Source organism: Belliella baltica DSM 15883, assembly GCF_000265405.1.
GTDB classification, from domain to species: Bacteria; Bacteroidota; Bacteroidia; order Cytophagales; family Cyclobacteriaceae; genus Belliella; species Belliella baltica.
Genome location: NC_018010.1, coordinates 3,104,919 through 3,119,176, shown reverse-complemented (window position 1 = coordinate 3,119,176; position 14,258 = coordinate 3,104,919). Strand labels below are relative to the sequence as shown.

The following is a 14,258-nucleotide window of genomic DNA, read 5'->3' as shown; positions in this document are numbered from 1 at the left end:
CATGGCAAATATAACCAAAACGAACAGAAGAGATTTCCTTAAAATAGCTGCTACAGCTACTGGAGGATTGTTTATTGGCTTTTATTGGTCAGGATGTGACTCGCCTAAGATGCAAGTGCTCAGCACAGAAGAAATTCTTTCTAAAGCGACAGACTTCAATAGTTTCCTCTCTATAACGCCTGATGGAGACATTGTAATTTATTCTCCAAATCCAGAGTTAGGTCAAAATATCAAAACATCTTTCCCGATGGTTGTTGCTGAGGAATTGGATGCAGATTGGTCACGCGTGAGAGTATTACAAGCGAATTTGGATACCGAAAAGTATGAAAGACAGCTTACTGGTGGTTCAGGTGCAATGCCGCATTCTTGGGAAAGGCTTAGAAAAGCAGGAGCAACTGCAAGACTGCTATTGATCTCAGCAGCTGCAACTCGCTTAGAGGTAGATAAAAATACTTTGACTACGGAAAAAGGTATAATTTATCACAAAGAAAGTGGCAGGAAATTGAGCTACGGTGAAGTGGTACTCGATGCAGCACAGTTAGAAGCTCCCGATGAAGTGATTTTCAAAGATCCAAAGGATTTTAAGATCATTGGGACTCCAGTTAAAAATGTGGATAATAAAGATATTTTCACTGGAAAACCTCTATTTGGATTGGATTTTTACAGAGAAGGTATGCTTCTTGCAATGGTTCAAAGACCACCTTTTGGAATGAAAATCAAATCCGTGGATGATGCTTCAGCACGAGCTATTCCAGGAATACAAGATGTAATTGTCTATGACAATAATGTTGCAATAGTTGGGAATTCCACTTGGCCATTGATGAAAGCCAAAAGAAGATTGAATGTTTCTTACGAACCTGAAGGCGAAGTAGAGAGCAGTTTTGATCACGATCGTATATTCAAAGAATTGCTAGATAGCAAAGATGCCCGAGCAATGCGCGAAGACGGCGATGTAGATGCTGCTTTCAAAAATGCATCAAAAATCGTCACAAGCGAATATCAATGTCCATTCTTATCACATTCTCCGATGGAACCAATGAACTTCTTCGCCCATGTGAAAGAAGATCAAGTGGAATTAATCGGCCCAACACAAACTCCCGATTCAGCCAGAGTTCAAACGGCCAATTTGCTAGGAATTCCTAAAGAAAATATCAGTGTAGAAATCACAAGGCTAGGAGGAGGATTCGGAAGAAGGCTTCGTGCAGACTATGTGCTTGAAGCTGTAGAAATCTCTAAGAGAATGAATGCCCCCGTGAAAGTTACATGGAGTAGAGAAGATGACATGACTGGTGGAGCGTATAGACCTGCCGTAAGATATAGATTCTCAGCAGCTTTAGATGAAGCTGGAAATATGATTGGTTATAAATTGAGGGGAGTTGGCATGAATGCAGGTAATTCGGTAAGACAAGATAATTTCCCTTCAGGTGCTGTAGAAAATGTTTTGATTGAGAATGTCAATTACGCATCTTCCATCACTACCAACGCTTGGAGAGCGCCAATTACTAACTTCTTGGCATATGCTGAACAGTCTTTCTTAGATGAAGTGGCTTTGGAAGCACAAAAAGATCCAATACAATTTAGACTTGAGCTTTTGGAAAAAGCGAAAACCTCTCCAATTGGATCAGTGAATTATGATATAGATCGGATGATTGGTGTGATCAAAGATGCAGCAGAAAAATCAAATTGGGGTAAAGACAGCAATGTGAAGCAAGGCTTTTCTGTGTATTTCTCCCACAGATCCTATGTAGCACAAGTAGCCAACATCGAAATGGAAAACAATCAACCTGTCTTGAAAAAAATAATTGCAAGTACAGATTGTGGAATTGTAGTCAATCCAACCGGTGCCAATCATCAGGTTCGTGGTGGAATCGTAGATGGTATGGGCCATGCGATGTATGGAAATCTAACCTTCGAAAATGGGCTACCAAAACAAAAGAATTTTGATTCTTACCGTCTGATCAGAATGAAGGAGGTTCCAGAAGTTGAAGTTCATTACTTGGATAGTGGTTTTGATCCAACTGGTTTGGGAGAACCGGCATTACCACCAACTGGAGGAGCTATCGCCAATGCAATATTTGCAGCTACTGGAAGAAGACTTAGAAGTCAGCCATTTGTAGAGCAAAAAGAGTTCTCAGATATAAATCTAGAGATAAAGAGAGGGTAGGTGAGAAGTTAGATTCAAGATTTAAGAAACAAGAGAAGGATGCATTAAACAGAATAAATTTCTATAGCCCCGTGTGAAAAGCGAGGTTATTTGTATTTCTACTATTTGATGCATCTCAAATCTCGTCCATTCCTCTTTCAGGAATATATGGTCCTGTGAGTTTAAGTTCTTTCATATCTTTCGATAACTCAAAATCAACATTGATTTCGTCTCGTTTGGTATCATGAATATTCAGGCAGGCATTGAAATGGACTAGATCAAAATCTAAGATAAAATTACCTTGCAACTCAGAAGTAAAGTCGATTTCTCCTTTTAAAGCCACATTTTCCGTGACTGCACCTTCTCTTTTGAAATAATAAGAAAGGAAAATCCCAAGATCTTTCCGCTCCTTTTCCAAAACATCTTGAATAAGATTCTCTAGTGAAGATTGTTTTTGTTCTATTTTAAAGAGCCAAGTTTCTTGCATGTTTGGATCTGGGTTGGTTTGAAATATGATAGAAATATAGTAGAAATAAGATTGAAATATTATGTTGAAAGGAAACTTTACTTTTTCAAAAGACAATTTTATTCATCAATGTTTAAAAGGTAGTTTTCACTGAAAATCGACTAACATCAAATTCACCAATAATCAATCCGCTGTACTCAATCAACCAAATAATAACCTATTGAAATGAATTACCCCATTTACCTTGATTATAATGCCACAACCCCTTGTGCTCAAGAAGTAGTAGAAGCTATGATTCCTTATTTTAATGAGCATTTTGGAAATGCAGCTAGCAAGAGTCATCCTTTTGGTTGGATGGCAGAAAATGCAGTGGAAATGGCTAGGGAAAATGTTGCGAGTTTGATAGGTGCAAATCCTAAGGAAATTATTTTTACCTCAGGGGCTACTGAAGCTATCAATATTGCAATCAAAGGTACTTTAGAAAGGTATGGAAAAGAGAAGCAACATTATATTTCATGTCAGACTGAACATAAAGCAGTTCTTGATACTTTAAAGAAAATTGAAGAAAAGGGTGCAGAAATCACCCTGCTTCCTGTTGACAGCAATGGACAAATAGATCTTGTTGAATTAGAGTCAAGCATACGACCTGAAACCAAAATGATCTGTCTAATGTGGGCGAATAATGAAACAGGGGTGATTCACCCCGTTGAAAAAATCGCTCAAATAGCAGCAAAGCACGATATCATCTTTTTTACTGATGCAGTCCAAGTTGTTGGTAAAATCCCTATTGATGTAAATGGAATCCATTTGATGGCATTATCTGCACACAAATTTTATGGTCCAAAAGGAGTGGGTGTTCTTTACATCAGACATAATCATGAACTTCCAAAACCTATTTCACAAATAGATGGTGGTGGACATGAAAAAGGTTTCCGAAGTGGAACACTCAATGTTCCTGGAGTTGTGGGATTAGGGAAAGCAGCTGAGATAGCAAAATCTAGCTTGAATGAAGAGTCAAAAAGGTTAAAAAGCCTTCGAGATAAACTGGAAAAAGGAATTTTAAAAATCGAAGGGACTATCTTAAACGCTGGTCAAAGTCAAAGATTAAATCATGTATCGAATATATCATTTCAGGGAATTGAAGGAGAAGACCTACTTCGTGAGCTTAATCGTGAAGTAGCTGTGAGCTCGGGTTCTGCCTGTACGAGTATTTCACCCAAACCCTCCCATGTACTCGCTGCTATGGGAATAGAAGCTGACTTAGGTCGAGCCTCTATAAGATTCAGTTTGGGTAGAATGACAACAGAGGAAGAAATTGATAAAGTTATTAGAATCGTTAGGAATGTTATTGAGAAGTTAAGGGATTAAATTTCCATTTATTTATTATAGAATTTATTTCCCAATAGCCCGCAAAATCTTTTCTACCAATTCTGCTTTTTTGCTATTATCGATCCATCTACTAACGATTACTAGGTCATTTTCTGGGTCAACATAAATCATGTTAGTTCCTGCACCAAGATGGAAAAAAGCTGATTCTGGAGCAGCGGGTATTTCTTTTTTGTCGGTATTCAGAAAATAATTCATAAATCCATAATTGGTCTGAACGGGAGTTGGACTGAGGGATTTGTTGATCCATGCTTCGGAAATAATCTGTTGTCCATTCCAATTTCCTTTATTAAGTGTCAGATAGCCAAATCTTGCTTGATCGTATGCCGAAATGAACATCCCACCACCCCAGTGTGAGCCACCGGAAACAGACTGCATAATTTGACCATCAATGATTACAAAGGAATTTTCATAACCAGTCCATCTCCAAGTTGGGCTTCCACCGATTTTATCCATCACATTTTCTTTGAACACAACAGGAAGAGGTTTTCTCCATACATTCATAGCAGCTAAAGCCAGTACATTAACTCTAGTGTCATTATACTTATACACTGAACCGGGTTCATTTCTATTTCTTTCTAACCAAGTGGAAGAATTTCCTTGTGGACGATCACCCCAATCAGGTTTTCCCCAAAGTGTTCCTTCCCAATCTGAAGTTTGTCTTAATAAATGTTCCCAAGTGATTTTCTTATTATGATCTGTTGCAAATAGCTCCATGACATCTTCTTGATTAAGATGATCTGATTTGTTCATCTGCATCCTGTATGGATAATAGGGAATGATGGGAGCCATGTAAGGATAGACAAGATCTTTCTCGCTTTTAATCAGTCCTTGATCTACAGCCAATCCAACCGTAGTTGACAAAATACTCTTCGCAACACTAAAGGTAAGGTCAACGCGATATGGATCTCCCCACTCGGCAATGACATAACCTTTATAAATGACTAATCCTGTTGCGGGTCCTCGGTCTTTCATCGGACCGATCGGAAAGCCAAAAGGTTCACGACCAAAAGCACTAAGATAGTGAGCCATTTTTAGATTTTTATCTGCATTACTTTCTGTAGCTATTGCAATATCTACAGCTTCTTGAAGTTGCTGTGCATTTACTTTCAATTCGGCAGCCTCTTTCTTTTCCCAGTTGCCCATAGCAGGAAAATATCTGGATTGAGCCATCAAAATAATTGGACTTATGATGAAAATTGCAAGGAATATTAATTTAGCTTTCATGAGGTGTTTTTATTATAGCAATGAAAAGTACAGGCTTTTGATTTGTTATCAAAGAGTTTTTATTTGAAGGATTCGTAAATCAATCATAAAATATTTTGCTGTATAGATCAACAAATTTGTTAAATTAGAAAAAACAATTTGAGTCCAAATTGGTCTATTTGTTAAGAAACAGCACAGAAAAATATATGAATGTAATAGTTATAGGGGCGGGAATTTCAGGGCTGATTGCAGCTTATGAATTAGAACGTTCTGGAATTAATCCAATTTTATTAGAAGCCTCTGATCGTGTAGGAGGAAGAGTTGCCACAGATGATGTTGATGGATTTTTATTAGACCGTGGATTTCAAGTTTTATTAACAGCTTACCCTGAGGCACGTAGATACTTGGACTTTGAAGTTTTGAAACTCAAAAAATTCTATCCTGGAGCACTTATTCTGAAGCCTGGAAGTTCTTACACTATTTCTGATCCTTTACGAAATCCTTCCGAAATTCTTGGAATGGCTTTTTCACCTGTTGGATCCTTTATGGATAAGTTGAAAATATACAAGCTCACAAAATCTCTTCAAAAGAAAGAGATTGACGAAATTTTCAATTCGCCAAATATAAGTACAATTCAGTTTTTGAAAGATTATGGGTTTTCTGAAAAGATTATAACGAACTTTTTTAAGCCCTTTTTTAAAGGGATTTTTCTTGAAAATGAATTGAAAACATCTGCTAGAATGTTTCAATTTGTTTTTAAGATGTTTGGAGAAGGTTTTGCGGCTGTTCCGGAAAATGGTATGAAAGCCATTCCTGAATATTTAAAATCGAAATTAAAGCACACTGAATTAAAATTGAATGCTCCAGTAACCAAAATAGAAGGACATCAGGTCTTTTTGGAAAATGGAGAAGTTTTGCATGGGGATAAGATTATTATTGCAGGGAAATCGGATCACTTACTACCACAATTAAAAGGACAAATTCAGCCATACCGATCTGTTTACAATTTGTATTTTTCTTTAGAGAAATCATTTTTAATCAGGCCAATGATTGGCTTAATTCCAGATAATAAGTTTTTGATTAACAACATTGTATTTATGACTGATATCAGTAAAGCTTATTCAAAAAATGGAAAAGCTCTACTTTCAGTTTCAGTAATTAAACCAATTCAAAATACAGAAAAGTTAGAAAACTTAGTTGCTATAGAGCTTGAGGCAATTTCAGGTATAAAAGCTGAATATTTTAAACCCATCAAAACATATGAAATCAAGGAAGCGCTACCTGATGTAGAGGATATGAAAGCTGATTTGCCTTTTACTAACACTAAAATTTATGATCATATTTTTCTGGCAGGAGATTATCTTTTAAACGGTTCGATCAATGCTGCCATGACATCTGGTAGAAAAGCTGTAGAAGCTTTGTTACTTACAACCCAAGACCCCCGTTAAATTGAAAAAGACAATAGCGATTGCAGGTGCTGGAGGATATGTAGGTCGCTGGTGCATTGAACAACTCAAAGACAAATATCATATCGTTGCTTTAAGTAGAAGAGAGGCCATTGATAACTCTGATCCAGATGTAGAGTGGAGAATGGTTGAATTATTTTCAATTACATCTACTATTGAAGCTTTGAAGGATGTAGACTATGCAATTTATTTGATTCACTCTATGAGTGCTTCCACTAGGTTGAATCAAGGTAGTTTTGAGGATACAGATTTGCTATTGGCTGATAATTTTTCTCGTGCTGCTGAAGCAAATAATGTTAAACAGATTATTTATATGGGCGGCATTCTTCCCAAAGAGGTCGAAGAAATTGAAATGTCCAAGCATTTAAGAAGTCGATTGGAAGTTGAAAAGACTCTTGGAAATCGAGGTGTTCCCGTTACAGCTCTAAGAGCTGGAATTATCGTGGGTCCTGGTGGTTCTTCATTCGAGATGATTTATAATTTGGTTAGGAAACTTCCAGTTTTGGTTTGTCCCAAATGGACTCTATCAAATACTCAAGCCATATCTCTACGAGACACCTTGACCATCATTGAAACTTGCGTCGGAAATGAAGAGGTGTACGGGAAATCCTATGAAATAGGTAATCCTGAAATGCTCACTTATAAAAAGATGATTGAGCAAACGGCTGAGATGATGGGTCTCAAGCGTCTTGTTTTTTCAGTTCCTGTTTTCTCTGTTGGTTTTTCAAAATTGTGGGTAAGCTATTTTGGAGAAAGCCCAAAAACACTTGTTTGCCCTTTAGTTGAAAGCCTAAAACATACATTAACTGTAGATAAAGATTTAGAGTTTAAAATTAAAAAGATCAATTATTTGAGTTACAGGGATAGTGTCTCTATTGCTATTGATCCAAAGGATACGCTTCCACCTTTACCAAAATTTAAGAAACTTCAACAAGTCAAAAATACGGTAAGAAGTATTCAAAGATTACCTAATACAAGGCATCATAGTGCCTTATGGGTTGCGAATAGATATAAAGTTTGGCTTCCATTTTTCTTCAAATTTATCATTAAGGCAAAAGCAAATGATAGAGGTGATATAGGTTTTCATCTATTAAATTCAGAAAAACCGATGTTGCAACTGACATGGATTCCAGACAGAAGCGATATAAAGCGACAGCTATTTTATATTTCTGGAGGTTGGTTAGTAAAGCGATATGACTATGGATGGTTAGAATTTCGTGAAGTATTAAATGGAAAATATATGATTTCTGCTATTCACGAGTTTGTTCCAAGATTGCCTTGGTATGTTTACATTAATACACAAGCAAGAGCACATTTATTTGTAATGAATAATTTCAAGAAATATCTTGAGAAATTTAAAGATTAGATTAATCGAGACAAGAGAGAAAACATTTCGTAAATTAGAAGATATAAACTTGAATAGTATTTAAATATCATGAAAAAATTAACTTTTAGTAATGGCGATAAGATGCCAATTTTAGGTCTTGGAACTTGGAAATCAAAGCCAGGCGAAGTTTATCAAGCTGTCTTGTGGGCACTTGAAGCTGGATATAGGCATATTGATTGCGCCTATATTTACAACAATGAAAATGAAGTTGGCAAGGCATTAACCAAAGCTTTTAGTGATGGACTAGTCAAGCGTGAAGAACTCTTTATTACATCCAAATTGTGGAACGATTGTCATAGAAAAGAAGATGTCAAAAAGGGGCTCTTAAAGACGCTGAATGATCTTCAGTTAGAATATTTAGATCTTTATTTGATTCATTGGCCTATAAGTTTTAAAAAAGGAGTAGGCTTTGCAGAAAGTAGAGAGCAGTTTTATACTTATTCTGATGTTCCACTTGGTCAAACTTGGCAAGGGATGCAAGGATTGAAATCTGAAGGTTTAGTCAAACATATTGGAATGTCAAATTTTAACATATCCAAATTGAAAGAAATCATCGCTCTTGGGGGAGATGGACCTGAAATGAACCAAGTAGAAATGCATCCTTACTTGAGACAAGAAGGCTTGGTAGAATTTTGTGAATCTAATGGAATATTGATGACTGCTTATTCTCCCTTAGGTTCTGGAGATAGATCTTCTTCTGTCAAAAAACAAGATGAACCAAATCTCTTCGAAGATAAAGTGATTAGAGATTTAGCAGAGAAATATCAGGCTTCTCCAGCTCAAATTTTAATTTCATTCTCGATAAATCGAGGTATTGCAGTTATCCCAAAGTCTGTAAATCAAGAAAGGATTAAGCAAAACCTTGCAGCAGCCGAGATTAATCTGAAAAATGAAGATATGGATCAATTGATGAAAATTGAAAAAGAATATCGTTTCATTGATGGATCGTTCTTTACTGGGCCACAAAGCCCTTATCGCTTGAGTGATTTATGGGAAATGTAACTGACCCTTGAAGAAAGATTTAAGTAAAAAACTATTTTTGGTTAGTTTGATATGATTAGAAAATTAAAAAAGCTTACATTTTTTCAAATCATTGTAGATAGTGTAAAAGATTTTGGTAGTAGCGATTCTATGAGTTTCGCTGCTTCCACTGCATTTTATACAATCTTCAGTATGCCTGCTCTTTTGATAATTATTTTGAATATAGGGACTACATTCTACCAAGAATCAGAAATCAAGGATGAAATCATTCTTCAAGTAGAAAATCTAGCAGGAAAGGAAAGTGCTTTAACGCTCACTGATATCATGGAGAACTTTTCGATGGATTCAGAAGGTGTTATATCCAGTTTTATAGCATTTGGAATTCTAGCTTTTAGTGCCTCTACGGTCTTCGTGAGTTTACAAAATGCAATCAATCACATTTGGCATATCAAAGCTAAACCTGAAAAAGGTGTATTGAAATTTGTTATAAACAGACTTTTGAGTTTTTCAATGGTTGCTTCCATAGGTTTTATCCTGTTGGTATCACTTGTTCTAGATGCTTTGATTGTAGTCATATTCAATTACTTTGATCAATATTTAGAATCAATAGCCGTCGTTGTGGCTTCAATAGGTCATTTGATTATTGGACAAGGAATTTTGATGGCTGTTTTTGCACTGATGTACAAAATCTTACCAGACGCAAAAGTGAGATGGAAAGATACTTGGACTGGCGCTTTTGTAACAATGTTATTATTCGCCTTAGGTAAATACCTTATTAGTATTTATATGGGAAGTTCCAATCTTGGCTCCGCTTATGGAACGGCAGGTTCATTGGTTGTACTCTTAATTTGGGTTTATTATTCCGTCGTGATTTTTCTATTTGGGGCTCAAATCACCTATTACATTGCTGAAAAAGTAGGAAGAGGAATTGTTCCTTTAGCTCAAGCTGTAAAAGTAGAATTGCGTGAGATAGAAGTCGATGCTACAGGAAGAGAGAGTTAACTTATAAAAACACTGAAAATCAAAAGGGTTAAAAAATATAATAACCCTTTGATTTTCATTTGTATTAGTAGAAATATAATTAGCCAAAGAAACTCATTAATCCTTGAATTTTTTTATCTAAGGAAGCTTCCACAGCTTTATAAGCTTCTCTATTAGGCAATTTTTCATTTACAGAAAAATAGTATTTAATTTTAGGTTCTGTTCCAGAGGGCCTAGCAGAAATCTTACTTCCATCTTCTAGATAAAACTGAATAACGTTTGATTTATCCATTTCTAGTTTTTCTTCTTTATTATTGAGTAAATCGTAGATTACGCTTTCTTTGACATCCACTATTTTTACCACTTTGGTTCCATTAATTTCAGAAGGTTTGTCCTTTCTAAAACCAGCCATTAAAGCTTGGATTTGCTCAGCTCCATCTTTTCCTTTTTTAGTCACAGAAATTAGATGTTCTTTGTAAAATCCATATTTCATGTAGATTTCGGCTAAAACATCTTGAATTGATTGACCTTTGCTCTTGTAATAAGCAACCAATTCAGCAAAAATAGCTGCAGCAGAATTAGCATCCTTGTCTCTAACAAAATCACCAACCATGTATCCGTAACTTTCTTCACCTCCAGCAATGTATTGTTGTTTGCCTTCGAGTTGTTTGATGATCGCAGCAATGTTTTTAAATCCTGTAAGTACATTGTAACAAGTCACATTAAATCCGGCACAGATTGCATTAATCAATTCTGTAGTAACTATCGTGTTGACCATGAATTGATCCCCAGTAAGCTTTCCATGCTCTCTCCATTTGCTTAGTAAATAATATGTAATTAGAGAGCCACCTTGATTTCCATTGAGTAATTCAAAACCTCCATTTCCATCAGGAATACACGCCGCATAGCGATCTCCATCAGGATCGCAGGCTAAAACAAGTTCTGCATTGACCTTTTTACCCAATTCAATCGCCATGGTTAGTGCTTCTTTTTCTTCTGGATTTGGATAAATCACCGTAGGGAAAGTACCATCTGGTTCAGCTTGTTCTTTTACGATGTGAATGTTTTCAAATCCATAAATTTTCAAGGCTGCTGGTACAGTTCTTCCAGAAGCTCCATGAATTGGTGAGAAGACAATTGGCATATCCTTTTGAAGCATTATTTCATTAGGAGATAAACTCAATTTTTTAACTTCATTGAGATAAATTAAATCAAAATCAGCTTCAATATATTCTATGAGAGCATCGTTTTTATTCCAATTCACGTCATCTACAGAAGTGATTTTCTGAACTTCAGAAATGATATTCACATCATGTGGAGCGACTACTTGTCCACCATCTTCCCAATAGGCCTTGTAGCCATTATATTCTTTTGGATTGTGAGAAGCTGTTACCATTACACCACTTTTACAACCAAAATGTCTGATTGCAAAAGAAAGCATCGGAGTTGGTCGCATCTCTCGGTAGTAATAAACTTTGATTCCATTGGCTGTAAACACATTTGTAGTAGTATCAGCAAAAAGTGTATTGTTGATTCTACAATCGTGAGTAATTGCTACAGAAATTTCTTCATTTGGAAAACTTTTCAAGAGATAATTGGCTAAACCTTGCGTAGCCATGCCTATAGTATAGACATTCATTCGATTTGAGCCTACCCCCATAATACCTCTCAAGCCTCCCGTACCAAACTCTAAATCGCGGTAAAAAGAATCTATCAGTTCTGTTTTGTCTTCAGATGCGAGCAATTTCTGTATTTCAGATTTACTCTTTTCGTCTATGTTACTCTTTAACCAAGACTCTGCTTTGGCTATAATTATTGGATCTACATTGGTCATTTTGTAAAAAGTTTGAATGAATTTTCAATTTATAAATAATGGGTTTAAAGTGAAAGAATTGCTAAAAAATACTTCTTTAAATAGAAGAAACCTTTGCGATAAATCCTGAATAATAAAAATTTAAGTCTGCAATAAATGCAAAATAAAAAGAGAGTATTTTAAAAAAAGAATGAAAAAACTCCGAGAAGTACATTCCTCGGAGTTGATAGTTGTCTATAAATTTCCTCTCAGTTCTTGTTCTCTTTCAATTGCTTCAAACAAAGCTTTGAAATTACCCTTTCCGAAGGATTTAGCACCTTTTCTTTGGATAATTTCAAAGAAAAGGGTTGGTCTATCTTGAATGGGTTTGGTGAAAATTTGAAGCAAATAACCTTCATCATCTCTATCTACAAGGATATTGAGGTCTTTCAAAGGTTGTAAATCTTCGTCAATCTTACCAACTCTATCCAACAAATCATCATAGTAAGAAGAAGGTACTTCAAGGAATTCTACGCCTCTTTTTCTTAGTTCAGAAACAGTATGGACTATGTCATCTGTAGCAATAGCCATATGCTGAACACCAGAACCATTATAGAAGTCAAGATATTCTTCAATCTGAGACTTTTTCTTTCCTTCCGCGGGTTCGTTTATTGGGAATTTGATATATCCATTGCCATTTGAAACAACCTTTGACATCAATGCTGAATATTCAGTCGAGATATCCTTATCATCAAATGTGATTAAAAGCTTGAAGCCCATAACATCCTCATAGAATTTAACCCATTTGTTCATCTCACCCCAACCTACATTTCCTACACAATGATCTATGTATTTTAAACCAATTGATGTTGGTTTGTATTCGCTTTTTCTTGGTTTGTATCCCGGAAGGAAAATTCCATGATAATTTTTTCTTTCAATAAATGTATGGATCGTCTCCCCATAAGTTCTAATTGAAGCAACTACCACTTCTCCATTTTCATCTTTGATAGTCCTCGGCTCTTCATAAGAAACAGCTCCTCTTGAAGTTGTTTCAAGCCAAGATTTCTTTGCATCTTCGACCCATAAAGCCAGTACTTTTACTCCATCACCATGTTTTTTGATATGATCAGCTATAGGGTGATTTTCTTGAAGAGGAGTGGTCAATACCAAGCGTATTTTATCTTGTTTTAACACATAAGAAGCTCGGTCTTTGATGCCTGTTTCAGGACCTGCATAGGCTATGAGCTCATATCCGAATGCATATTGATAATAAAGTGCGGATTGTTTGGCATTGCCAACGTATAATTCTACATAATCTGTCCCTAATAGTGGGAGAAAATCTTGTTCCATTTTTCTAAGAATTTGGGTTTATAATTTCGCTTGTCAAAGATACAAAAATATACTTACTTGGATGGGGAAGTGCTAAGTCTGTTTTCTTTTTCACTACTTCTGTCCATTTTTATTAGAGAAGAGAAATATTATTGCAAGGAAAAGAAATGAAATAGCCCATGCTTTTTCCTCTAGTTCGCTCATAACAAAGTAAAAAGTAAAATACCAAATAGGTAAACCAACCAAACCAATTACAAATTTAAAAGTAGCTATAAAAGCCTCGTCTTTTACTTTTGGTGCCATCCAAAGCCAAATCCAATAAATGGGAAGATGAAATAGCTTCATCAATTTGTTACGCAAATAAGGTGTTTTTACAGACTTTACATTTATTGGCTTTTCATCCAAAAATTCTTTTACCGCACTGGGAGAGGTTAGGTCCACATTCTTGTTGATAAGTAATTGGAGATTATTTTCATATTGATTTTCAGGGATTTCTACTACAAGAGGTAATAGTGCCTTGTAAGTAACTGAAATTAGAGTTTCTGAATTTTGACTATATAATTTTGGATTGATTACTTCCCCAAAAGTAATCCTTACTTTCGATCCAGAATGATTGTGATTGCTGTAATTGATAGCAACTGGAAGAATAAATAGATCCAGTTCAGGGTTTACTTGAAGTGCTTGGACGGCAATTCTGGCGAAACCTTTCTTCATCGGTCTTAAATTTCTTTTTGTACTGTGACTCCCTTCTCCAAAAATCAGCATGGAACCTTTTTTTAAAAGCACTTGAACACTTTTATCAAATGTTTCTTGGTTTTTTTCCATATTCCTAACTCCATCACGAACTCGATAAATAGGAATCATTTGAATGTAATTGAGCATTTTAGCTACAAAAGGTTTTTGAAAAACAGAAGCTCGAGTGAGAAAATGAGGTTTTAAGCCAGATAATGTAGCAAGCAAAAGTGGATCAATCAAAGCGTTTTGATGATTACTGACCATGAGTATCGATTTACCTTTTGGAATATTGTGCTTTCCTTCAACGACAATTTCTTTGTAAAAAACCCTGAGAGCAAGTCTGACTAGAAAACGAAGAAACTCATTTACTAAATATTTCATTTCAA

Annotated in this window: 11 protein-coding genes; 6 read left to right on the top strand and 5 right to left on the bottom strand. The window is 35.7% G+C overall.

All coding sequences use genetic code 11. From position 1 onward, the window contains the following. The first annotated feature begins 1 nt into the window (after position 1). Positions 2-2,164, top strand: a complete 2,163-nt coding sequence (locus BELBA_RS14215; RefSeq protein ID WP_014773390.1) for a xanthine dehydrogenase family protein molybdopterin-binding subunit — start codon at positions 2-4, stop codon at positions 2,162-2,164. A gap of 115 nt (positions 2,165-2,279) precedes the next feature. Here the strand turns inward: BELBA_RS14215 and BELBA_RS14210 are convergent, their stop codons facing one another. After that, a complete protein-coding gene (locus BELBA_RS14210) occupies positions 2,280-2,630 on the bottom strand; it encodes a hypothetical protein (RefSeq protein WP_014773389.1) in 351 nt (116 codons plus the stop codon). A 204-nt stretch (positions 2,631-2,834) separates the two neighbouring features. Here BELBA_RS14210 and BELBA_RS14205 point away from each other — a divergent pair, with 204 nt between their 5' ends. Continuing rightward, positions 2,835-3,977 carry a cysteine desulfurase family protein gene (locus BELBA_RS14205; protein ID WP_014773388.1) on the top strand — a complete coding sequence of 381 codons (1,143 nt, stop codon included), beginning with the start codon at positions 2,835-2,837 and terminating at the stop codon, positions 3,975-3,977. Positions 3,978-4,001: 24 nt separating this feature from the next. On the opposite strand, the gene BELBA_RS14200 is transcribed toward BELBA_RS14205, so the two are convergent. Further along, positions 4,002-5,222, bottom strand: a complete 1,221-nt coding sequence (locus BELBA_RS14200) for a serine hydrolase domain-containing protein (protein ID WP_014773387.1) — start codon at positions 5,220-5,222, stop codon at positions 4,002-4,004. 185 nt (positions 5,223-5,407) lie between these two features. Between BELBA_RS14200 and BELBA_RS14195 the strand changes: the two genes are divergently transcribed. The 4 genes from BELBA_RS14195 to BELBA_RS14180 all read left to right on the top strand — a co-directional run bounded on the left by BELBA_RS14195 (position 5,408) and on the right by BELBA_RS14180 (position 10,037). Further along, entirely contained in the window at positions 5,408-6,649 is a 1,242-nt protein-coding gene (locus BELBA_RS14195) for a protoporphyrinogen/coproporphyrinogen oxidase (RefSeq protein ID WP_041779391.1), read from the top strand. Position 6,650: 1 nt separating this feature from the next. Next, complete coding sequence (locus BELBA_RS14190; RefSeq protein WP_014773385.1) at positions 6,651-8,033, top strand: NAD(P)H-binding protein; 1,383 nt, start codon at positions 6,651-6,653, stop codon at positions 8,031-8,033. A 69-nt stretch (positions 8,034-8,102) separates the two neighbouring features. Beyond that, a complete protein-coding gene (locus BELBA_RS14185; protein ID WP_014773384.1) occupies positions 8,103-9,056 on the top strand; it encodes an aldo/keto reductase in 954 nt (317 codons plus the stop codon). A 51-nt stretch (positions 9,057-9,107) separates the two neighbouring features. Continuing rightward, positions 9,108-10,037, top strand: a complete 930-nt coding sequence (locus BELBA_RS14180) for a YihY/virulence factor BrkB family protein (RefSeq protein WP_014773383.1) — start codon at positions 9,108-9,110, stop codon at positions 10,035-10,037. 79 nt (positions 10,038-10,116) lie between these two features. On the opposite strand, the gene BELBA_RS14175 is transcribed toward BELBA_RS14180, so the two are convergent. From BELBA_RS14175 to BELBA_RS14165, 3 genes are all read right to left on the bottom strand, one after another. Then, positions 10,117-11,850: a phospho-sugar mutase gene (locus tag BELBA_RS14175; protein WP_014773382.1), complete on the bottom strand. Its 1,734-nt coding sequence runs from the start codon at positions 11,848-11,850 to the stop codon at positions 10,117-10,119. A gap of 213 nt (positions 11,851-12,063) precedes the next feature. After that, positions 12,064-13,158 (bottom strand): 4-hydroxyphenylpyruvate dioxygenase, encoded by a 1,095-nt coding sequence (gene hppD, locus BELBA_RS14170; RefSeq protein ID WP_014773381.1) that lies wholly within the window; start codon positions 13,156-13,158, stop codon positions 12,064-12,066. Positions 13,159-13,251: 93 nt separating this feature from the next. Beyond that, on the bottom strand, positions 13,252-14,253 hold the full coding sequence (locus BELBA_RS14165) for a lysophospholipid acyltransferase family protein (protein WP_014773380.1): 1,002 nt from the start codon (positions 14,251-14,253) through the stop codon (positions 13,252-13,254). Positions 14,254-14,258 lie beyond the last annotated feature (5 nt).

Bases quoted from the DNA above. Each gene is read 5' to 3' on its own strand.
- BELBA_RS14215 (WP_014773390.1), top strand. From the start codon at position 2: ATGGCAAATATAACCAAAACGAACAGAAGAGATTTCCTTAAAATAGCT.
- BELBA_RS14210 (WP_014773389.1), bottom strand. From the start codon at position 2,630: ATGCAAGAAACTTGGCTCTTTAAAATAGAACAAAAACAATCTTCACTA.
- BELBA_RS14205 (WP_014773388.1), top strand. From the start codon at position 2,835: ATGAATTACCCCATTTACCTTGATTATAATGCCACAACCCCTTGTGCT.
- BELBA_RS14200 (WP_014773387.1), bottom strand. From the start codon at position 5,222: ATGAAAGCTAAATTAATATTCCTTGCAATTTTCATCATAAGTCCAATT.
- BELBA_RS14195 (WP_041779391.1), top strand. From the start codon at position 5,408: ATGAATGTAATAGTTATAGGGGCGGGAATTTCAGGGCTGATTGCAGCT.
- BELBA_RS14185 (WP_014773384.1), top strand. From the start codon at position 8,103: ATGAAAAAATTAACTTTTAGTAATGGCGATAAGATGCCAATTTTAGGT.
- BELBA_RS14180 (WP_014773383.1), top strand. From the start codon at position 9,108: ATGATTAGAAAATTAAAAAAGCTTACATTTTTTCAAATCATTGTAGAT.
- BELBA_RS14175 (WP_014773382.1), bottom strand. From the start codon at position 11,850: ATGACCAATGTAGATCCAATAATTATAGCCAAAGCAGAGTCTTGGTTA.
- hppD (WP_014773381.1), bottom strand. From the start codon at position 13,158: ATGGAACAAGATTTTCTCCCACTATTAGGGACAGATTATGTAGAATTA.
- BELBA_RS14165 (WP_014773380.1), bottom strand. From the start codon at position 14,253: ATGAAATATTTAGTAAATGAGTTTCTTCGTTTTCTAGTCAGACTTGCT.